The organism is Leptothrix ochracea (assembly GCF_041083635.1).
Lineage (GTDB): Bacteria > Pseudomonadota > Gammaproteobacteria > Burkholderiales > Burkholderiaceae_C > Sphaerotilus > Sphaerotilus ochraceus.
Genome location: NZ_JBFPHB010000010.1, coordinates 89,466 through 111,351 on the forward strand (window position 1 = coordinate 89,466; position 21,886 = coordinate 111,351).

Genomic DNA, 21,886 nt, shown 5'->3' on the forward strand with positions numbered 1-21,886 from the left:
TTGCCCCGTCAAGGCAAGTGGTCCTTGCGCGCTTGCTCATCCAGCCAAGCTTGGAACATCAGCACGTCCCACACATGCGCCTGCCAATCGCGCCGACCGTGGACATGGTCGTCCCACTTGCGCCGCACTGCGGCCGCGTCAAAGTAGCCTTCGCGCGCCAAGCGGGCCGGGTCCAGCAAGGCTTCGGCCCAGTCTTTGAGGGGGGCGCGCAGCCAACCCTTGAGCGGGATGGCAAAGCCCATCTTCGGGCGGTCGATCAAGGCTTGGGGCACATGGCGATAGAGCACTTGGCGCAGCGGCCACTTGGTCACGCCGTCATGCAGCTTCAGCCCCTGCGGCAAGCAAGCGGCAAACTCAACCACGCGGTGATCGAGCATCGGCACGCGTGATTCGAGCGACACGCCCATCGCCGCGCGGTCCACCTTGGTCAAGATGTCGCCCGGCAAATAGCTGAGCTGATCGAGCACCATCATGCGTTCGACCTCGCTCAAGCCCGGCATCAAGCTGGCCGAGCATTCGCTCAAGATGGTGGTCGGCTCGCTTGAACCCAGCACCACCTTGGCCGGATCCGGCCAGTGGCTGATCAGCCCCCGGTACAGATCACTGAAGTGCGCACTGCCCAGCAAACCCGCGCCCTTGTAGATCTTGTCGCCCAAAATCGGGTGCCGACGCTTGGCCGGCAGGGCCGACTCCACCACGTCAATCAAGCGGTTCCACTGATCGGGCGAGAGCAGCTGCAACGCCGAGCAAGCCAGATGGCGCAGCGGCCGGGGCACCTTGGAGATGCGATGCCAGAGTTTGTGCGCCAAGCGATAGCGCTCGTAGCCGCAAAACAGCTCATCACCGCCGTCGCCCGAGAGCGACACCGTGACGTGCTGGCGCGCCAGTTGCGAGACCAGAAAAGTCGGGATCTGTGACGAATCGGAAAACGGTTCGTCATAGAGCTTGGGCAGATCGGGGATCACCGCCAAAGCCTGCGCGGGCTCGATGTAGAGCTCGGTGTGTTCGGTGCCCAAGTGCTGCGCCACCGCTTTGGCGTGCTCAGCTTCGTTGTAACCCGGCTCATGAAAACCGATGGTGAAGGTTTTGACCGGGCGGCTCGATTGCGCCTGCATCAAGGCAACCACAGCGGAGGAATCGATGCCGCCCGACAAAAAAGCCCCCAGCGGCACATCAGCCATCATCTGCTGGCCCACGGCGTCTTTGAGCAGCGCTTCCAAGCGATCTACCGCGTCGTTTTCGCTCCCCACAAAGGGCTCGGCATGCCCCTTCAACGCCACCTCAAGCGCCGACCAGTAAGCGTGGATCTGCGGCTCAGGCTGCGCCTGCGACACCTGCAACCAGCAGCCCGGCTCCAGTTTGTGGATGCCTTGATAAATGGCATGCGGCGCACCGATGTAGTTGTGACGCAGCAGCAGCGCAAGCGCGTCGCGGTCCACCACCGCCGCAAAGGCCGGGTGAGCGCGCAGCGCCTTGAGTTCTGAGCCAAACAACAAGGTGCGCGCGTGGCCGCCCACCCCGCCCTGCCAACCCCAGTAAAGCGGCTTCTCACCCATGCGGTCGCGCGCCAAGCTCAGGGTGCGCTCTTGGCGATCCCAAAGCGCGATGGCAAACATGCCCACAGCGCGCTTCAAGGTCGCCTCCAAGCCCCATGTCTCGAAGCCGGCCAACAAGGTTTCGGTGTCCGAATGCCCGCGCCAAGCGGGTGAACGCCCCAGCTGCGCCAGCTCAGCACGCAGTTGGGTGTGGTTGTAGATCTCGCCGTTGAAAGCGATCACATAGCGCCCGCTCACGGACGTCATCGGCTGATGCCCGGCCTCGCTCACATCGACAATCGCCAAGCGCCGGTGCCCCAAGCCGATGCCCGCCTCCCGATCCGACCACACCCCGGCACTGTCCGGCCCCCGATGCCGCAACGCCCCCGCCATCCGCCGCAGCAACGCTTCAGCATCTAGACGAGGCCCGATATCGCCCAAGGACAAAAAACCTGTCAATCCGCACATCAGGTTGATCCCTTCTTGGTTGACGCCACAACTTGGGCGTACACCGCTTCAGTGCGCTCACGCGCCCGACGCATTGAAAACTCGCGCTTCACCCGAGCATGCGCTCGGCCACCGAAAGCAGCGCGGTCATCGGCACTCATCGCCAGTAGATCGAGCAAACCTTGCGCCAAGACTTGCGGGTTTTCGCGTTCGACGACCCGTGCGGTATCACCCACCAGCAAGGCGGTATCGCCCACATCGGTGACCACACTGGGACGCGCCATCACCATGGCCTCGCCCACCACGAGGGGGAAAGCTTCGGTGCGCGAAGAAGAACAAAACACATCCATCGCCGCCAGCAAGCGCGGCACATCGCTGCGTTCACCGAGCAACACAAAACGCTCCGCGCACCCGGTGGCCGCAATCCAAGCGCCCAAAACAGCGTTGTCGGAGTCAAGCCCAGCACCCACCATCAGAAAGCGCGCCTCGGGCCGACACTCGGCCACCCGCGCGGCAGCTTGGACAAAATTGCGGTGATCTTTGGCGGGGTTAAAACGCCCGACACAGCCGATCAGCACCTGGCCCGCCGTTATGCCCAGCTCAGCGCGCAAGGCAGCGGCCTCTGCGGCAATCGGTGCGACATCGGCGTCAAAACCATTCGGCATCACGGTGATGCGCGCTGCGTCATAGCCCAGCGCCACATGCACACGGCGTGAGGCTTCAGCCACACACAGGATGCGGCTCGGCAGCCAAGACGAACTCCAAGCGCACAGCTTTTGCACCACCCGGGTTGGGTGTGAGCCGCTGCGTTTCAGGTCCAGCGAATGAATGCCCCAGATCACCGGCACCCCACCGGCCATCTTGGCCGCCAAGCCCCCCAACAGATCGGCGTGATACATCCACGTTTGCACCACATCGGGCTGGATCTGACGGATCAGGCGCTGCAAGGCCCAAAGCGCACGTGGCACACCCAGCGCACTACGCAACCCCAAGGGATGCACCGGCACCCCCATGGCTTGCAGCACATCACCGTAGACGCCCATGGTGGTGAGCGAGATAACCTCGTGCTGATAACTCGTGTTGCCTCGATGGGCTTCCACCAGCCGCTTGAGCATCATTTCTGCCCCGCCGCGACCCAAGCCAATGATGACGTGGACAACCTTCAAGGTTGCACCACCGTGGGTGTCGAGCGACTCACCGTCGCAAACAAGCCGTCCCAAACGTTGAGCACCGCTTCCAAGGCATAGCGATCAATCACCGAAGCGCGCGCATGGCGGCCTAAGTTGTGGCGCAAAGCCGCGTCGCCCATCAATTGCGCCAAAGCAGCACGCAAGGCATCGCGGTCATGCACCCCGACCAACAAAGCATCGATCCCGCCGCGACTCATCTCGTATGGGCCGCTGGGGCAATCAGTGCTAACACAGGGCAAGCCCACGCCCATGGCTTCGAGCAGCGCATTGGGAAAGCCCTCAAAGCGCGACGCCATAACAAAGGCATCGGCCTCGCTCATCACTTGCCAAGGGGCATGGGTACGGCCGCGCAGAAAAATGCGCTGCCCTAGCCCCAAATGCACGATCTGCGCTTCGAGTTCTGAGCGTTGTGGCCCTTCGCCGTAGATCGCCAGATCCCAGTCCGGAAACTTAGGCACCAACTGGGCAAAGGCTTCGATGATCCGTCCGACCTGCTTTTCTTCCGAGAGCCGTCCAAGGCTTAGCAGGGTTTTGCGGCCGGTGTTCTCTTGCTCCAAATGGTTGGCCTGCCAGCCCAGAACATCCATGGGCAAGGGATTCGGCACCACGGCCACCCGCTCCAAGCCGCCATAAACCTGATGGATGCTGGCTTGCACCGCCTCGGTTTGCACGGTGACCCAATCAGCATGCCGATACAACCACTGGCACGCCATTTTCCAAACCCAACCCACCGGCTGGATCGACGGATCACTGCGCTCGCAAACGATGCATGGCACGCCCGTAAAAGCGGTCGCAGCCAAGGCGGCGATATTCACATTCGGCAAAAACGAAATCACCACATCTGGTTTTTTCTCTTTCACCATCTGCCGCAGCGCCCTCAACCGCGCCCCATACCTTTTGCCCCCACCTTGAACAACCCCAACCCGCTCTGACAAATAGATCAAGTTAATATTAGGATGCAACTGATAGAACGGTTTCCCGCCGCCCGAAAACGTTGGCACCAACGTCACGTCATCCCCCCTCTGTGCCCACGCATTACAAAGCGTGGCCGCCACACGTTCTGCACCACCGGAGCTGAGAGAACTTATAAGAAAAAGAATTCTCACTATTTGGACCTTTTGTGCATTTCATCATTTGCAACGTATGACGCAACAAGTACAAACATGATTGCATACTTAAATAAAAAAGGTTCTTTCACTTCAATAGCAAAGAAGATACCCATTAAAGAATAACGAACAACATATGGCAACCACTTAAGCAATCGCGACAAAATATATACGTACAAAGCATAAAACAACACAACAACCACAAAACCCATAGAATAATAATTCTGAATAAAGCCACTATCATGATTACTTGGATTATATCCATCCACAACACTAACAAGACCATACCCAAACATAGTTTCCAAACCAAGCGGCGCGATAGGCATGGATGACAATTCACCAACAGTCACATCTTTGCCGGACATAAATCCAAAAGCCCAATCCAGGAAAAAGTCAACAGAAAAACCAGGCGGAAGCATATCTTTAATATAGCACAAACTACCGCCAACAATAGGAATCAAACCGAGAAAAATAATAAATATCTCTCTCCATGCTAGGCCGGCACGAATAAATATCAAACAAAACAAGCCTGACAATATAAGACCCGTACGACCAACAACAACACACGAGGTCAGACAAAGCAACATTAAAAACAAAATGCAATACCTAGAAAAATCCCGGCAATCCTTAGTAAACCAAAGCAAGAATCCGCCAGACAAAACACCCATTGACTGAATAACAGACAAACTACTACCTGAATCACTTGTAAAACCAGGTGCGCGATAAATATTATCCGCACCGAAATTCCCACCAGACACAATATAAGAATCAACCCATAGACGATACTCAATACTCACAAAAGAAAATAGCAATATAATCGACTGCAAAGAAACAGCTCCAAGCACCGCCCACAAAACAACATCTAATCGACCAGCATATCTAGCAACCAACGCAGCACCAACAAAAGAATATAAGTACAAATGCATAAATCTACTCAATTGACCAAAATCATGAACAATCGCAAATTGAACGAAAACATAAGGTACCGGCAAAAATATAAGCAGCAATCGCCAATCAATTAAATCAAAGCCTCGCCGATCAACAGCCGCCCAAAAAACAATCAAGAAAAATATAACCATCCGAGCAGACGTCAAGCTTTCATTAAATTTTGTAGATATATTGTATAAAATACAAAAAATAATTATAGCCAACAATACAATTCTACCCAAAGGTAGTCGATCAGATAATTTTTTCGACTTCAAATTCATAGGTCAGGCCATAATATGACGCTTAACAAAAGCAACGCCATATTTTGTAGCAAAAAACCATTTAAGCAGGAATATTACCCTATGCGTCCAAGTAGCATAAAACCAATCACCACCACCAAGACTAATCAAACGGAAAAACCCATTTTTATCACCAGCAACAAGCCTACTAATTGCAAAAGATTTATGCCTAATTAATCTACCAGCTTTTACATCAGCAAGCGATGCCCCCAACTCAATTGCACGATCAAAAGCAGCACCATATGCCAATTCAATTTTTGATCTATAAGCTTCACTCTTCGATACACCGTCAGCATGCCAACGATAAGCACCCAAACAATTTTTATTAAGATGAATAGTACCTCGACTAGCCTGTTCAATATGAGAACAATAATCAATTATATCGACAACGCCCTCATGATCAAAGGCATTAATAGCACGATACATAGTACTACTATTAACAAAATATGTACCCAACTTAAGTAATGCACGCATATCACCCCATTCCGGCAGATCAACAGATGACCCAATACATCTCTTTTGACCAACAACCTCCACCGCATGTACAGAAAGTGCGACTTCTGGAAAACTATTTAGTAGAGCAACTTGCGCAGCAAGTTTACCCGGCAAAGCATAATCATCTCCATCTACATGGGCCACATAATCACCTCTAGCTAATGAATGAACATCAATATAATTTTTTGCTGGCCCAATATTTTTTTCTCGAAGAACTGGGCGAATAATATTTGGGTATTGAGTGGCGAAGTCGCTCACAATGGCGCGAGTACTATCTGTTGAACAATCATCCCCCACAATGATTTCAAATGGGAAATCTGTTTCCTGATCAACCAAACTTTGCAGACATTGGGCGATGTATTTTTCTTGGTTATACGTCACCACGCACACCGAAACCTTCGGGCGAGGGTTTTCTGGGGATGAAGGTGTCGTGGTGGTCATGGAGATGCGGTCAAAAGGTTAGAGCCAGCCATTTTTGGCGGATGAAGCCTCGGCATGGGGCGGAACTGAGGGCGGCCAAGGTCATCACCGCCATGCCGATGAGCAGCAAAAGCGCCACCAGCCCGAGACGGGATGCAGGAGGACTCAGGAAGGCCATGGCTGACAGGGCGGCAACCGCCGTGACCAAGGCCACAGGCCCGACATCCTGAAAAAGCCAGCGCCCATGCAGTCCCGGCGCAAAACGTCGGTGAACCAAGGGCACCCAGAAGAGGAAATAGGCTGCGTTGGCACCCAACCAAGCCCAACCGGCGCCAGTGGCACCAAAGTTCAGCGTCGCCCAAATCACGGTGGGGATCAGCACCACCACGAAAAGCACGTTGCCAAGCAGGTGCAGACGCACATCGCCCTTGGCGAACTGGAGGTAATAGGGAAAAGCGCCCAGGGCCAAGATGCCGTTGCCCAAGGCGTAAAGGCTCAGGATGGGTGCGGCGTGCGCGGCGGTGGTGGCGTTGCCGGTCCAGGCCCAGAGCAGCGACTCGGCAAAACAAGCCAGCATCAGGGCCACCGGCAGCGCAATCACCGCCACCCACTGCGTGGCCTTGCGGTAAAGGTCGATCAAGCCTTGCTCGTCGTGCTGCGCTTGCAGCCGACTCAGGCGCGGCAAAAGCGCGGTGCTGATCGGACCGCTGACGATCGACACCCCACCCGCCACCAACACCGCCAAGGTGAAATAAGCGTATTCGCCCAAGGGCAAGAGTTTGGAGAGCACCAACTTGTCGGTCTGCGTCACAAACACCCACACCGCACTGGTGAAAGCGATGCTGAGCGAAAACTTGAGCACGCCGCGCAAGGGTGCCCACGACCAACCCACGCGTGACCCCGAAACCGATGAAGGCAAAGCCGGCATCAAGCGATAGGTTTTGACCGCCAGCACCGCCGTTTCAACACCCGCCACCGCGAGCTGATAGCCGAAGAAATGCGCTGGCGTGGTGCCCCATAGATAAAAGACGGGCAACACCAAGACAAAACGCGCGGTGGCCATGGTGGCGTTCAACTGACCGAGCCAAACTTGCTGCTCAAAGCCCCCAATCGCGCCGCGATACAACCCGGCCACCCAACGCAGGCCGATGATGGCCGCCATCAACTCAATCGCCAGCCGCACCTGATCCAGCGGCAAATGCTCCACCTTGAGCCAGCGCGCCGCGATGGCGTCGGCCCCCACCATCAGCGCCAGCGCCCCAAGCAAGCCCACGGCATAGAAAACGCCTTCCAGCGCGCGCAACAACTGCCGCAGCTGCAAGGCGTCCATCGCCCCCCCGGCAAAGCGCGCCGTCTCACGCGACATCGTGGGTGCCAAGCCCATATCGAGCAGCAGAAACCACGCCTGCAACATCGCATAAAAGCCAATCAACCCATAGGCCTCAGCACCCATGAACTGGATGTAGACCGGCACGATCACGATGCCGATCAACGTGACGTAGATCTGGCTGGCGTAGCTGGCGAGGACGTTGCGCTTGAATGACATGCCAACAACTGAAGAAATCAATCCCAATACTTGTTCTTGGCGACATGAGAAACATAGTCCTCACGCGTCACCCCGACCACCACTTTGTCGTGGTGTTGGCCCTCTCTGAAAAACCAATCGCGGCGAATACCCTCGTGCTGCCAACCACACTTATCGATATAGAACTTAATGGATCGATGATTGTAGGCAATCATGTCACCATCAAGACGATGAAGCCCAAGCTCCATGAATGCATATTTCATGATGGCATGAACAGTATCCAAGGCGTAGCCTTTTCCACGAAGATTGGCTTTACCAATCATCATACCGTGATACGCATTTTTATTTTTCCAATCGATATTCACAAGATTGGCCGTACCAATCAAGCCTTCTTCGGGCGTATCGATGCAAAAAACATGGTCGGTTAGATTGCCGTCTTTTCGACCTCGGACCCAATCTTCTGTGGATCGACTCGAGAACGGAAAATGCCATCCACCCAGCATGCGCCATATTTCTGGATCATTGCTCCAACGGTGCAAATCAGGAATATCAGCCAATTCAGGGGCTCGCAGTGTGACAATTTTTCCGCAAATATTCATAGAGCACCTTGGTGAGTCAAATTATGCGCAAAGAATCATTGCATCCATGGTCGAACAAGTTTAATCATTCGATCCATATCTTCCGAACCATACCGTTGATCGCAAGGCAAAGCCAAACACCGATCAGCGTAATGAACGGCCCATGAGGACGCATCGGCACGTGTGCGAACGTCTGGCCAATAGGTGGGCACAAAAATGCGTTCGGCAATCAATTTTTGCCTCAACGAGGCGTCATGAACAAGCCATGGATAGCTCAAAGGTCCGTTGACCGTCTCTGCCCGGATCTGGAAAAGATTGCTGGTACCGAGCGCAGCATGCAAAACACCGAAATTGGCATTGCGCTTGATCCGGGCTTGTTCAACGTCGAGTGTTTGAAAGAGCTTGCTTGTCAAGCAAGACATCGCCTTGGGTTCGATGTCTTCTTCAAGACTGGCTTCGGCACGCTGATAGTCGCTATAGCCCGACTCCGGCGTCTCAGAGCAACGACGGAGCAAATGCCGCATACGGTCTAGGCTGCGCTCATCCACCGCCACAGCCGGTTCAATGGGCTGCGCGGTGAACATCAAACCGCCATCGGGCAGAGGGAAGAATTTTCTGGGCGAATAGATGGTGGCCAAACATACCCGAGGTTGCGCATAAAAAGCTTGGGAATAATCCAGCACCACCTGTTGCGGATCAAATCGGGCCAACACTTTGTCCACTTCGGCGTCACAAAGACCAAAGTAATTGACATACAAGAGCATGTCGGTTGACGCCAAGGTGATATCGGTCGCGATGCCCAAATGGGCATCCACCGCATAGAAACAAAGCTCGATCCCCGCCTGACGCACCGGAGCAAGCATCGCGTCACAGATATAAGTCGGCAGCCATACTCTTTGAGGCCGACAGGTCCGCAGCAAGGCCAAAAAAGCCGACCGGGCGGATTGATACTTCAGTGCAGCCGAATATGTGTCATGGGTTCGATCAGGAAGAGCAAGCTCAAAATAGCCACCCATGGCCTTAGGGGTTGCCATCATTTTCCTCAAGCTCATAAATTCCCAGCAAATCAATCACATGACTGGGACTGCACCACATCAAAGTATCAATCATGGAGAGGTAGGGCACAAAGTCGGCCGAGCCTTGGGCATAGGGCTGCAGCAGCGGCTTGGTAAAGCGAAGTTCAATGCCAGCAGCCTGGAAATGCTCGGTGCTGTACAGGCTCTTTCCACCGATGGAGTTGTGATAGTGGGTGGCCTTTTTTTGACGGCAAACCTCTATCACGCGATCTTCAGCGCGGCAATCATCAGCCACTGTCAGATCGGAGGCAAAAGAAAAGACCCGAGGCACCTTCAAATAATCAAAAACCGCCGTGATGCTCTGGGCATTCTTGCGGGCAACACCAAGGTCTTGGTCGTTGATCACACCTGCAATGATCGGATACACGGCCTCAAAAAATGGTGCCTTGGTGTAAGCCGAGCGAATCTGTTTGAGAAACACCTCAAATCGGCCGGTGTAGTTGTGTTGCGCAATCGTTCTGAAACTGCTGATCGAAGCCACCGGCAGACTGAAATCAAAGCGCGCGCGATTCAACAAGATGGCGTTGCGATTGATGAAGCCCTGCTTGATGAAATTGGCATCGTCATAGAAGACGAATTCATCGACCGAAAACGCCAGCTGGTAATAGCCGATGTACGGAAAAACATAGGGCTGCATCAAGGCAAGCTTCATGCCGACTTCATCAAGCGCAAGCGCGAATCTGCGCCACCACGCGGTCTTGATCCGCGTCGCTCAAGGCGGGATAGATCGGCAGGCAAAGCACTTTGCGGGCGATCTCGCTGGCCACCGGCAAGTTGCCGGGGGCGGCGGAGGGCAGGCCGCGATACATGGGGAAGTCGGAGATCAGCGGGTAGAAGTAGCGCCGGGGAAAGATGTTGTGCTCGCGCAAACGCTGATAGAGCGCGTCGCGGCTGAGGGAGAAATCGGGCTCGATCAGGATGGGGAAATACGAGTGGTTCGCCACCGCTTCACCGGCGTCCCCCACACAGCGGATGCCGGGCACCTCAGCCAGCGCAGCGCGGTAGCGGGCGGCGATGGTCGCGCGGCGCGCCATGGCGGCATCGATGTGCTTGAGTTGCAACAGGCCAAACGAGGCGTTGAGCTCGCTCATCTTGCCGTTGATGCCGGGGGCGACCACGGTGACTTCATCGACAAAACCGAAGTTCTTCAGGTGGTCGATGCGTTGCTTGGTTTTGGCGTCGGGGCAGACGATGGCCCCGCCTTCAAAGGTGTTGAACACCTTGGTGGCGTGAAAGCTCAGCACCGACAAGTCGCCAAACCGCAGCACGCTGGTGCCCGGCGTGGTTTGCACCCCAAAGGCGTGAGCGGCGTCGTAGATCACCTTCAAGTTGTAGTTGTCGGCCATCTTCTGGATGGCGTCCACATCACAGGGGTGGCCGTAGCAATGCACCGGCAAGATGGCGGTGGTCTGCGGCGTGATGGCGGCCTCGATCCGGCGCGGGTCGAGGTTCAAGGTTTGTGGGTCGATATCGACAAACACCGGCTTGATGCCGTTCCACAGCAGCGAGTGCGCCGTGGCCACAAAGGAGTACGGCGTGGTGATCACTTCCCCCGTGATGCGCAGCGCCTGCAAGGCCGTGACCAGCGCCAACGTGCCGTTGGTAAAGAGGGCAATGTGCTCAACGCCAAGGTGCTCACACAAGGCCTTTTCAAGCTGCTGATGAAACGGCCCGCCGTTGGTGAGGATCTTGTTCGACCAGATCTGCTCTAGGTAGGGCTGAAACTCGGCCAGATCGGGCAAAAACGGCTGGGTGACGTAGATCGGCGCGGGCACAGGCGCGGCGGCGGGGGGCGTCGTCGTCATGAGCGGTCAGATCACTTCGTGATGCAGCAGGTGGTCCACGTACCACGTCATGGCCAAGGCCAGGCCTTCGGCAACACGGTGCGTGGGCTGGTAGCCGAGCAAGTTGTAGGCCTTGCCGATGTCGGCCAGCGAATGGCGCACATCGCCAGCGCGGAACTCGCGGTATTGCGGCGCAACGTCTTGCAGGTGCGGAAAACGCGGCAACAACGCTTGGCGCAAATGGCCGTAAAGCTCGTTCAAGGTGGTGCGGTCGCCCACCGCCACGTTGTAGACCTGATTGACCGCCGCCGGATCGGTGGTCACGGCCGCCAGCAAATTGGCTTGCACGGTATTGGCGATGAAGCAGAAATCGCGGCTGGTTTCGCCGTCACCGTTGATGTAAACCGGCTCAGCGGCGATGAGGCTCGCAATCCACTTCGGAATCACCGCCGCATAGGCGCCATTCGGGTCTTGACGCGGGCCAAAGACGTTGAAATAACGCAGGCCGATGCTTTGCAGCGCATAGGTGCGGTCAAAGACGTCGGCGTACATCTCGTTGACCGCTTTGGTCACGGCGTAGGGCGAAAGCGGCTTGCCGATGCGCTCTTCGACCTTGGGCAGCCCGGGGTGATCACCGTAGGTGGAGCTGGAGGCGGCGTAGACAAAGCGCTTGACCTTGGCGTCACGCGCAGCGACCAGCATGTTCAGAAAACCGCTGATGTTGACGTCGTGGGTGGTGATCGGGTCTTGAACCGAACGCGGCACGCTGCCAAGGGCGGCCTGATGCAAGACCAGATCGACCCCAGTACAGGCTTGGCGGCAGGTGTCCAGATCACGGATATCGCCCCGGATGAAGCGCAGCCGCGCCCACTGCTCGGGGCGCACCAAGCTTTGGACTTCATCCAAGTTGTGCTGATGGCCGGTGGCGAAGTTGTCCAAGCCCACCACGTACTGATCCAGCTTGAGCAGGGCTTCAAGCAAGTGACTGCCGATGAAGCCCGCCACACCCGTGATCAACCACCTGCGCGGCTGGGCTTGGAGGCTGGTGCGAACCGCTTCGAGGCCAGGGGGCGCGGCGTGGCTCATAGACGCCACAGGGTATGGCCGGCCGCCACGATGGCGTGCGCGTCATAGGCCGACTTGATGTCGATGAAAACCCCGCCGGTCTTGAGCAGCGCCAGCACGCCCCCCAAGGGCTGGCCGGTGTAGGCGTGGTGCGAAACGGCCGCAACCACCGCATCGGCTTGGGTCAGCGCCGACCACGGCGCCAAGGTGATGCCGTATTCGTGCATGGCTTCAGCGGGCTCGGCCAGCGGGTCATGCACGTGTACATCGCAGCCGAAGTCGTGCAACTCAGCCACCAAGTCGGCGACTTTGCTGTTGCGCAGATCGGGGCAGTTTTCTTTGAAGGTCAGGCCCAGAACCACGACCTTGGCGTTTTTCACCGAAGCGCCGGTTTGGATGAGCTTTTTGACGGTTTGCTGGGCCACATAAGCGGCCATACCGTCGTTGATGCGCCGCCCCGCCAGAATCACCTGCGAGTGGTAGCCGAGCATGTCGGCCTTGTGTGTCAGATAGTAAGGATCGACACCGATGCAATGCCCGCCGACCAAGCCGGGACGGAAGGGCAGGAAGTTCCACTTGGTGCCTGCGGCTTGGAGGACTTCGAGGGTGTCGATGCCGATGCGATCAAAGATCATCGCCAGCTCATTCATCAAAGCGATGTTCAGATCGCGCTGGGTGTTCTCGATCACCTTGGCGGCTTCGGCCACCTTGATGCTGCTGGCGGGGTAGACACCGGCCGTGATCACCGATCCGTAAACCTCCGCGACATAGGCCAAGGTTTCGGGGCTATCCCCCGACACGACTTTGGTAATTTTGGTGACGGTGCGTTCTTTGTCGCCCGGATTGATCCGCTCAGGGCTGTAGCCGACAAAGAAATCCTTCTTCCACGTCAGGCCGGAGAACTTCTCAAGGATCGGGATGCAGATTTCTTCCGTCGCGCCCGGATAGACGGTCGATTCATAGACCACCGTGGTGCCAGGGCGAAGATGGCGGCCAACACTTTCAGAGCTTTTGACCAACGGCGTGAAATCGGGTTGGTGCGCTTGATCCACGGGCGTAGGCACAGCGACGATGATGAAGTTGGCTTGGGCCAACACCGCTGGATCGGTCGAGCACTGCAAATGCACCGCAGCCGCCAAATCAGCACTGGCAACCTCGCCTGTCGGGTCAACGTGCTGCTGATAAGCCGCAACCTTGTCCGCCGACAGATCAAAACCCAGGGTTGGCAGCTTTTTGCCGAATTCCACCGCCAAGGGCAAGCCCACGTAGCCCAGTCCAACGACGGCGAGGATTGTTTCTTTCAAGGAACCAGCTTGCATAAGCCAACTTGCTTTCAGTGCGGGAAGAGGAAGATCCCTCTTGAGAGTCTTGAGAGGTTTGTCACGAATTTTATCGTTCGAGCTGAAGCGAAAACCCGATCTGTGTCAACTGAGCGCTGGAACTCAACACCCACACGGCATGCGCTGATGGCCGCAATGCGCATGCCATGCTTGATGCGTGGTTCACACATGACCCACGCAGCACCCCCCCTATTTACGGGGCCTTTTTGGCAAAAAACATAACGACACGATTATTACAGATCAATCGACATCACTCGCCGACACGCTGCCAAGGTGACGGCCAAAGGCGTCGGCTGAGAAAACCCCCAAGGAAAGGGGATTTTTTCCCATCTCTCAAGACGTGAACGACGCAACAAGACGGATGAACACGGGCGAAACAAGCTCGCAGACTGCAACAACCTACAATGAGGAAAGAGTATTTGTGAGCATTTCTTAATGCTTTTTTCAGCAAAAAGCGCCTAGATTACATCCAAAGTCCTCTCCAATCCCTTAGATTGAGCTGCTTGCCCATCGTTGAAAATAGCCCCGTCATCTTTGACGGGCGGAGCACGTCAGCGGCAGTTCTAGTTTTCACAACTTCTTAGAGCATCACATATGAACGAGCGCACCAACCCACGTGACATCACGTCGCAAGCTTCTTCTTCAGCTGCGGCTCCGCAGGAGCACGGTGCCCATGGCATCAAGCCTGTTACTGCCCCGATGGTTTCGGCTGGCGCACAGCCGTCCGTGGTGGTGAAGGCCCGTGCAGCAAATACGCTGCGCCCAAGTGACGAGCTGCTGGACGCTCTAAGCGACGAATCCACGCTGATCAATGACACCGAAGCGGCTGATCCGGCACCGATACCTGCTGTGGATCCCGCACCCGTGGTGGCCGAGGTCGCAGGCGCTGCCGCAACCACCACCGCACCGGCCGCCCTTGATGCCGCAGGCGCTGGTGCCGCCACAACCGGCGCCGCTGCGGCAAGCACCGCCGCAGAAACAACAGCCGCCACCGCAGGAGTCACAGCGGCCGGCACGGCAACTGCGACGGGTAGCTTCTTTTCGACCACCGCAGGCATTGCCACCATGGCCGGTGGTGGGGTGGTTGTTTTGGGTGCAGCAGCAGGCGGTGGTAGCAAGGCTGCACCGGCACCGACCCCAGCTCCTGTTGTCGCCCCCACAGCACCCACCGTTGCGCTGGCCACCGATTCCGGCAGCAACCCCACCGACAAAATCACCAACAACGGCGCTCTGAGCCTCTCTAACCTGGCCACCGGCGCCACCGTTGAATATCGGTTAGACACAGGCTCTTGGACCTCCGTCACAGCAACCAATGGCTCTGCCACGGTGCCAACGCCGACCACCGATGGCGCACATACGATCGAGGTACGCCAAACCACCAGCGGCGGCCAATCACCGATCAGCACGATCACGTTCACCCTCGACACCCAAGCCCCGGCTGGCGTAACCCCGGTCTTGGCCAACGGTGCCACCACCCTGACCAACAGCGCCGCCTTGGCTGCCATCACCCCGGCAGCAGGTGCCACGGTCGAATACCGTGTCGATGGCGGTACTTGGGGGGCCTACACAGCACCCTCAGCGCAAGGCGCCCACACCGTTGAAGCGCGCCAAGTCGATGTGGCCGGTAACGCTTCGGCCATCAGCACGGCCAGCTTCACCCTCGACACCGTGGCTCCCGCAGCCCCGGTGGTCGCCTTGGCCAACAATGCCACCACGCTGACCAACAGCGCAGTCCTGACCACCGTCACGCCTGAAGCCGGTGCCACCGTTGAATACCGTGTCGATGGCAGCAACTGGGCCACCACCTACACCGCCCCGACTGGCAACACCGCCCACACCGTCGATGTGCGGCAAACCGACGCGGCAGGCAACATCTCGGCATCGACCACGCTCAACTTCACGCTCGACACTGTGGCTCCGGCGGGCGTGACCCCGACCTTGGCCAACGGTGCCACCACCCTGACCAACAATGCTGCTCTGACGGCGCTGCCCGCGACGGAAATCGGTGCAACGGTTGAATACCGCGTCGATGGCGGCGCTTGGGGAGCCTATACAGCACCCTCAGCCCAAGGCGCTCACACCGTTGAAGCCCGTCAAGTCGATGCCGCAGGCAATGCTTCGGCCGCTTCGGCACCACTGGCCTTCACGCTCGACACCCAAGCACCCGTTGCTCCAACGCTCGCTTTGGTCAATGGTGCCACCGCGGGTACAACCACCAACAACGGTAGCGTCAGCGTGAGCGGCGTCGAAGTGGGCGCCACCGTCGAATACCAAGTCAACGCTAGCGGCACATGGTTGCCCTTGGTGGCCGATGCTCAAGGCGCCTACAACGTGCCCTCGCCCACGGTGCCCGGCCTGAGCTACACCGTCGATGTGCGTCAGACCGATACCGCCGGTAACGTTTCGACCAGCTTCGGTTCGATCAACTTCACGTTGTCCAGCGCCGGTTCTGCACCGACCGTGGGCTTGGTGAACGACACCGGCGCCAGTGGAACGGATCTGATCACCAGCATCGCCCAGCTGAAGATCACCCCGGCAGCCAACACAGCACCCAACTCGACCGTCATTGAGTACAGCACCGACGGTGGCCGCACGTGGGGCCCGAGCTTCACGCCGACCGCCAATGCGGTCAATGTCGTGGAAGTGCGCTACAACAATCCAGCCGACACCACCGGCAACAGCGCCACCCTGCCTGCATCCTTCACCTTCACCCTCGACACCCAAGTCGTGGCGCCCACGCTCAGCCTGCAAACGGGCACCAGCGCCCTGACCAACAGCAGCGCTGTCACCTTGGGCGGTATCGAAGCCGGTGCCTTGGTCGAATACAGCACCGACGGCGCAACTTGGGCCGCTCAGCAACCTGCTGCGGTTCAAGGCGGCAACACGCTCTACGTGCGCCAAACCGACGTGGCGGGCAATGTCTCCGCAGCCTCAGCCGTGCTGACCTTCAATCTCGACAGCATCGCACCAACAGCCCCCGTCGTGGCGCTGGCCAACGGTGCCACCACCCTGACCAACAACGCCGGTTTGAAGGTCACCAGCGAACCCGGTGCCACGGTCGAATACAGCGTCGATAACGGCGCTTGGTCCAGCGCCTACAGCGCACCTGTCGGCGATATCGCTCACACCGTCAAGGTGCGTCAGACCGACGCCGCAGGCAATGTTTCCGCCACAACGTCGATCGCCTTCACGCTGGATACCGTTGCCCCCATAGCACCCGTCGTTGCTTTGGCCAACGGTGCCACCAGCCTGACCAACAACGCCACCTTGGCGGCGATCACCCCAGAAGCGGGTGCCACCGTTGAATACAGCGTGAATGGCAGTGCTTGGTCCACCACCTACACCGCTCCCACGACAGCCACCAACGGCACGGCCTACACCGTGAACGTGCGCCAGACCGACACCGCCGGCAATGTCTCGGCATCGACCGCGCTCGCCTTCACGCTGGATAACGTCGCTCCAACCGCTCCCGTCGTGGCCTTGGCCAACGGTGCCACCAGCTTGACCAACAACGCCACGCTGGCTGCTGTGGCCGCCACGGAAGCCGGTGCCACCGTGCAATACAGCGTGGACGGCAGCACAACATGGGGTGCGTACACCGCGCCAACGATTGACGGCGCACACACCGTCGGTGTGCGTGAGGTAGACGCCGCAGGCAACATCTCGACATCGACCACCCTTGCTTTCACCCTCGATACCCTTGCCCCAGCAGCGCCGTCGCTGGTGCTGTCCGGCACCCAAAACGCTGTCAGCGCCACGGCCCCGGTGACCAATTCGGCCATCGATCTGGTGGGCGTTGAAGCCGGTGCTACCGTGCAATACCGGGTCTACACCGGTGCGACACCGTCGGCCTGGACCTCCTTGGTGGCCGTCGGCGGCGTCTATACCGTGCCGTCGCAACCGACCAGCGGTCTGTATACGGTGGACGTGCAAGTCACCGACGCCGCCGGCAACACCAGCTCCTTGAGCAGTGCTTCCTTCAATTTGCAAGGCACTCCCGGCCCAGTGGCTCAGTTGGCCAGCGATACCGGTATCGCGGGCGACTTGATCACCTCCAATGGCGCACTGAACGTCCCAGCCTCCACCACAGCAGGTCTGACCCAAGTCCAATACAGCGCCGATGGCATCACTGGCTGGACAGCGGCCGCTCCGACATGGGTTGAAGGTCTCAACACCACCCATCTGCGCTACGTTGATCCGAACGGTGCGACGCCGGTGAGCTTGGTCACCACCTTCCAGTTCACGCTTGACACCGTGGCACCCAATGTCAGCACTTCCAGCCTGACCTACACCCCATCGACCCTGCCTGCCACTCAAGGCACGCTGGTCGCCAGCGTCGCTCTGGGTGCCAACGCGGCGGTGGGTGACACGCTGACGCTGACCATCGCGAATGCCTCCACACAGCCGGTCGCTAGGGCCCTGTCGGCAGCGGACATCGCCGCCGGCTCGGTGTCCATCACCATCGACCAAGCCACGCTCGTCAGCGGCACCACCACCAGCGCCAGCGCCCATATCACCGACGTGGCGGGCAACAGCTTGCCCGCTGTGGTATCCACCGCTTTAACCTTCGACAACGTCGCTGCCACGCCCAGCAACTTGGCCTTGGCGGTAGACAGCGGTTTAGTCGGTGACAACATCACCAACAACGCCACTTTGGCAGCGCTGGTCGGTGTTGAAACCGGTGCTACCGTGCAGTACAGCGTGGATGGCGGCATCAGCTGGTCGGGCACCTACACCCCACCGACGGTCGATGGTCAGCACAGCGTCGAAGTGCGCCAAATTGATGCCGCTGGCAATCTTTCTGCCGCGTCTACACCGCTGGTCTACACCCTGGATGCCACCACCCCCAATGTGACTTCAGTGGGTCTGAGTTACGTGGCTTCAGCCTTGGCGGCCACAGCCGGTACCGTGACCGCCACCGTCGCTTTGGGAGCCAACGCTGCGGCTGGCGATACGCTGACCCTCACCGTGACTGGGGCCTCGGCGTCACCGGTAGCGGTGGTCCTGACCACGGCAAACATCCAGTCGGGTACCGTCAGCTTCACCATCGACCAAGCCACCCTCACCAGTGGCTCGTCGTACACCGCCAACGCCCATATCACAGACGTTGCGGGCAACACCTCCACCACGGTGACATCGGCCGCCTTGGCCTTTGACAATGTGGTGGTTGCTCCCACGGGTTTGGCCTTGGCCACCGATAGTGGCACGCCAGGCGATTTCCTCACCAACAACGCCGCCTTGGCTGCGCTGGTCGGCGTTGAAACTGGTGCGACCGTCGAATACAGCCTCGACAACGGTGCTTGGGGGGCATACACCGCCCCGACCATCGGCGACGGCACCTTGGCCTCACAACACACCGTGGCTGTACGTCAGATCGACGCTGCGGGCAACATCTCTGTCGCCTCGGCTCCGCTGACCTTCACGCTGGACACCATCGTCGCAACGCCAACCATCAGCTTGGTCACAGACACGGGGGTGGTCGGTGACAGCATCACCAGCGTTGCAACGCTGAATGCCCCCACGGGGATTGAAGCCGGCGCCACGGTGCAGTACAGCGTGGACGGCGGTGCATGGGGGGCGGCTTACACCGTTCCTGCGCTCGACGGCCCGCACACCGTCAGCGTTCGTCAGACCGACGTCGCAGGCAATGTCTCCACGCCTTCCACCCCGCTGGCCTTCACCCTTGACACCGTGGCCTTGGCCCCGGGCGTGAAGCTACTTGCCGATACCGGCGTCTCCGCGACCGACGGCCTGACCAACAACGCCGCACTGGCTCCACTCACAGGCGTGGAACCGGGCGCTTTGGTGGAATACAACCTTGACAACGGTGGCTGGTTAAGCTCGTACACCCCGCCTACGGCCAATGGTCTACACAGCGTCATCGTGCGTCAAACCGACGTGGCCGGCAATGTCTCACTGGCATCCACGCCGCTGGCTTTCACCCTTGATACGGTGGGCCCAGTCGCATTGACCGTCGCCTTGCGTACGGATTCCGCCGATGCAACGGCAGCGCCGGCAGTTTTCGGTGCACAGCTCACCGACAAACTCACCAACGACCCAACAGCGAATTTCGTACCGGAAACCGCAGGTAATCTGGTCGAGTACAGCGTGGACGGCATCAACAACTGGCAACCGCTCTCGGCCTTGGCCCCAGGGGTGCTGGCCGATGGCACCTACAGCCTCTTCATGCGTGAAACCGACGCTGCCGGCAACGTGACCACTTCGGCCACCGGCACCTACAACTTCACGCTGGACACGGTATCCACATCTCCGACCTTGGCGCTGAATGCCCCGGTCGTGGCAGGCGGCGTAACGTACTCGCAAACCGGCTCGTTCTGGGATCCGCTTGGGGGCCTGCTGACCGGCGGTACCTCAACCAGTACCATCACCGACCTGCATCCCTCGACCGAGCACTACACCTATACCGATGCCACCACGGGTACGCCGATCACCACTGATCTGCTTGGCATGCAAAACTACCTGTTGACACTGGGCGGTTTGATCAACCCGACCACAGGGATCGGCATCCCCGTCTCGGTCACCGTCACGCAGACAGATGCGGCCGGTAACGTCTCAGCGCCGAGTGCCCCGTTGTCATTCACCTTCGACAACATGACCCCGGCACCCGTGATTGGTCTGGCAACAGACAGCGGTCGGCTCAACGATGCCACCACCAATCAGCCTACCTTCTCGTTGTTGGCGACTGAAGCCCATACAACACAGGCGTACAGCTTCGATGGAGTGAACTGGACCTCGATCCCCACGCTGGTGAACGGCACCTTCACACCGACTGGGTTACCCATCCCGGCACAGGTGGCAACACCAACCGCCGTTCCCTTCTGGGTTCAACAGACCGATGCCACGGGCAACGTTGGTACCTTTATGACCACGTTCATGGTGGACAACTTCGTGGCAGCACCCACGGTGCAAGCCACCGATTCAACAGGTGCGTTGGTAGGTTCGGGAACACTTGTCTCTAGCGGCACATTGACACTCACAGGCGAAGCGTCCCTTGCTCCGCACTACCAAGTCAGCACCGACGGCATCACTTGGGTGGATTCGAGCATCTACACCCCGACCGCGATGGGTGCCAACAACCTCTTGGTGCATCAGATCGATGACGCTGGCAACATTTCCGCCGCGACAACGTTCAATCTGAACCTGCAAGGGATGGCTGGCCCGACTGGTGGTGTGTTCAACCCGGACGGTGCCTCGCTGTTCACCGCTTTGCCACATCTAAGCATCACTGATACAGGTGCCTCAGCCACCGATCACATCACTAACAACACGGCCATCAGCTTGGTCGCAGCGCAACCCGCTTTGATCGGTGACGCGCTGTTCTACAGCCTTGATGGTGGTGTAACTTGGCCTTCAGCGACAGGATTTGTACCCACTCAAGGGCTCAACTCCATCTTGGTGAAAGAGTCTTACGTGGCCGGCGCAACAACGCACGAAACCCCGATCATCCCGATGTCCTTCACGCTGGACACCGTCTTCCCGACGGCTGGTGCCACAGCCAACAACATTGCTGAGCTATACACCTCAGCATCAAGTGGCCTCTCGACCGCAGTGGTTCGTGTGACGTACAGCGAGGCGGTTTCGGTCAATGCTGCCACGTTGAACTTCAGTGGTGGTGGTGCAGCTGGCGGGTACACCTCGCAAGTGGTCACATCGGGCGCAAGCTTGGACGGTGCAATATCTCTTGGCGTACAAGTAGACGGCTCCACCGTGATCGAAGTTCGCTTGGCAGAAACAACACTGCACGCCTTCACCACAGCCCAAGTGGTCCCGAGCGTCTCACTGCTGGTGACCGACTTGGCGGGTAATCAAGCGACCGTGCCGATCGCCGTGACCAACAACCCCGCACCGGTCTTTGCCGACTGGAACTTGGGCATGCTCCCCTGATGGACTAGCCTTCGGAGACGATTCAGTCGAGCCCCCAGCTAGACGTGGATCGTCTCCAGAGCCCGCGTTAGAAACCCGATGGCCTGCCTTGTACAGGCCTTTTTTTCGCCGTTAGCTTATGGGTACGTCACTTTTTAACGACAAACCACCATGCGACATCAAGCACTCACCTTCTGCTGCGATGCGCCCCCCTG

General features: G+C 58.2%; 13 protein-coding genes. 1 reads left to right on the forward strand and 12 read right to left on the reverse strand.

The window, feature by feature from the left end; translation table 11 throughout:
- Nucleotides 1-8 precede the first annotated feature (8 nt).
- From asnB to AB3X39_RS05385, 12 genes are read right to left on the reverse strand one after another with little or no spacing between them, the layout of a single operon-like run.
- Nucleotides 9-2,003, reverse strand: coding sequence for an asparagine synthase (glutamine-hydrolyzing) (asnB, locus tag AB3X39_RS05330; protein WP_369416321.1), 1,995 nt, complete (start codon nt 2,001-2,003; stop codon nt 9-11).
- Nucleotides 2,003-3,202, reverse strand: a complete 1,200-nt coding sequence (locus AB3X39_RS05335; protein WP_369416322.1) for a glycosyltransferase family 4 protein — start codon at nt 3,200-3,202, stop codon at nt 2,003-2,005. The genes asnB and AB3X39_RS05335 overlap by 1 nt, the downstream gene beginning before the upstream one ends.
- Nucleotides 3,145-4,278 carry a glycosyltransferase family 4 protein gene (locus AB3X39_RS05340; RefSeq protein ID WP_369416323.1) on the reverse strand — a complete coding sequence of 378 codons (1,134 nt, stop codon included), beginning with the start codon at nt 4,276-4,278 and terminating at the stop codon, nt 3,145-3,147. Before AB3X39_RS05340 ends, AB3X39_RS05335 begins: the two co-directional genes overlap by 58 nt.
- Complete coding sequence (locus AB3X39_RS05345; protein ID WP_369416324.1) at nt 4,278-5,486, reverse strand: hypothetical protein; 1,209 nt, start codon at nt 5,484-5,486, stop codon at nt 4,278-4,280. Before AB3X39_RS05345 ends, AB3X39_RS05340 begins: the two co-directional genes overlap by 1 nt.
- 3 nt (nt 5,487-5,489) lie before the next feature.
- Nucleotides 5,490-6,440 (reverse strand): glycosyltransferase family 2 protein, encoded by a 951-nt coding sequence (locus AB3X39_RS05350; RefSeq protein WP_369416325.1) that lies wholly within the window; start codon nt 6,438-6,440, stop codon nt 5,490-5,492.
- A 10-nt stretch (nt 6,441-6,450) separates the two neighbouring features.
- On the reverse strand, nt 6,451-7,965 hold the full coding sequence (locus AB3X39_RS05355; RefSeq protein ID WP_369416326.1) for an oligosaccharide flippase family protein: 1,515 nt from the start codon (nt 7,963-7,965) through the stop codon (nt 6,451-6,453).
- Nucleotides 7,966-7,982: 17 nt separating this feature from the next.
- Entirely contained in the window at nt 7,983-8,543 is a 561-nt protein-coding gene (locus AB3X39_RS05360) for a GNAT family N-acetyltransferase (protein WP_369416327.1), read from the reverse strand.
- 35 nt (nt 8,544-8,578) lie between these two features.
- Nucleotides 8,579-9,556 carry a hypothetical protein gene (locus AB3X39_RS05365; RefSeq protein ID WP_369416328.1) on the reverse strand — a complete coding sequence of 326 codons (978 nt, stop codon included), beginning with the start codon at nt 9,554-9,556 and terminating at the stop codon, nt 8,579-8,581.
- Nucleotides 9,543-10,250 (reverse strand): WbqC family protein, encoded by a 708-nt coding sequence (locus AB3X39_RS05370; RefSeq protein WP_369416329.1) that lies wholly within the window; start codon nt 10,248-10,250, stop codon nt 9,543-9,545. Before AB3X39_RS05370 ends, AB3X39_RS05365 begins: the two co-directional genes overlap by 14 nt.
- 10 nt (nt 10,251-10,260) lie before the next feature.
- Nucleotides 10,261-11,403: a dTDP-4-amino-4,6-dideoxy-D-glucose aminotransferase VioA gene (gene vioA, locus AB3X39_RS05375; protein ID WP_473964890.1), complete on the reverse strand. Its 1,143-nt coding sequence runs from the start codon at nt 11,401-11,403 to the stop codon at nt 10,261-10,263.
- Nucleotides 11,404-11,409: 6 nt separating this feature from the next.
- On the reverse strand, nt 11,410-12,468 hold the full coding sequence (locus AB3X39_RS05380; protein ID WP_369416330.1) for an NAD-dependent epimerase/dehydratase family protein: 1,059 nt from the start codon (nt 12,466-12,468) through the stop codon (nt 11,410-11,412).
- Entirely contained in the window at nt 12,465-13,766 is a 1,302-nt protein-coding gene (locus AB3X39_RS05385; RefSeq protein WP_369416331.1) for a nucleotide sugar dehydrogenase, read from the reverse strand. Before AB3X39_RS05385 ends, AB3X39_RS05380 begins: the two co-directional genes overlap by 4 nt.
- A 615-nt stretch (nt 13,767-14,381) precedes the next feature.
- On the opposite strand from AB3X39_RS05385, the gene AB3X39_RS05390 reads away from it, so the two are divergent.
- Nucleotides 14,382-21,692, forward strand: a complete 7,311-nt coding sequence (locus AB3X39_RS05390) for a beta strand repeat-containing protein (protein WP_369416332.1) — start codon at nt 14,382-14,384, stop codon at nt 21,690-21,692.
- Nucleotides 21,693-21,886 lie beyond the last annotated feature (194 nt).

Bases quoted from the DNA above. Each gene is read 5' to 3' on its own strand.
- asnB (WP_369416321.1), bottom strand. From the start codon at position 2,003: ATGTGCGGATTGACAGGTTTTTTGTCCTTGGGCGATATCGGGCCTCGT.
- AB3X39_RS05345 (WP_369416324.1), bottom strand. From the start codon at position 5,486: ATGAATTTGAAGTCGAAAAAATTATCTGATCGACTACCTTTGGGTAGA.
- AB3X39_RS05350 (WP_369416325.1), bottom strand. From the start codon at position 6,440: ATGACCACCACGACACCTTCATCCCCAGAAAACCCTCGCCCGAAGGTT.
- AB3X39_RS05355 (WP_369416326.1), bottom strand. From the start codon at position 7,965: ATGTCATTCAAGCGCAACGTCCTCGCCAGCTACGCCAGCCAGATCTAC.
- AB3X39_RS05360 (WP_369416327.1), bottom strand. From the start codon at position 8,543: ATGAATATTTGCGGAAAAATTGTCACACTGCGAGCCCCTGAATTGGCT.
- AB3X39_RS05365 (WP_369416328.1), bottom strand. From the start codon at position 9,556: ATGGCAACCCCTAAGGCCATGGGTGGCTATTTTGAGCTTGCTCTTCCT.
- AB3X39_RS05370 (WP_369416329.1), bottom strand. From the start codon at position 10,250: ATGAAGCTTGCCTTGATGCAGCCCTATGTTTTTCCGTACATCGGCTAT.
- vioA (WP_473964890.1), bottom strand. From the start codon at position 11,403: ATGACGACGACGCCCCCCGCCGCCGCGCCTGTGCCCGCGCCGATCTAC.
- AB3X39_RS05380 (WP_369416330.1), bottom strand. From the start codon at position 12,468: ATGAGCCACGCCGCGCCCCCTGGCCTCGAAGCGGTTCGCACCAGCCTC.
- AB3X39_RS05385 (WP_369416331.1), bottom strand. From the start codon at position 13,766: ATGCAAGCTGGTTCCTTGAAAGAAACAATCCTCGCCGTCGTTGGACTG.
- AB3X39_RS05390 (WP_369416332.1), top strand. From the start codon at position 14,382: ATGAACGAGCGCACCAACCCACGTGACATCACGTCGCAAGCTTCTTCT.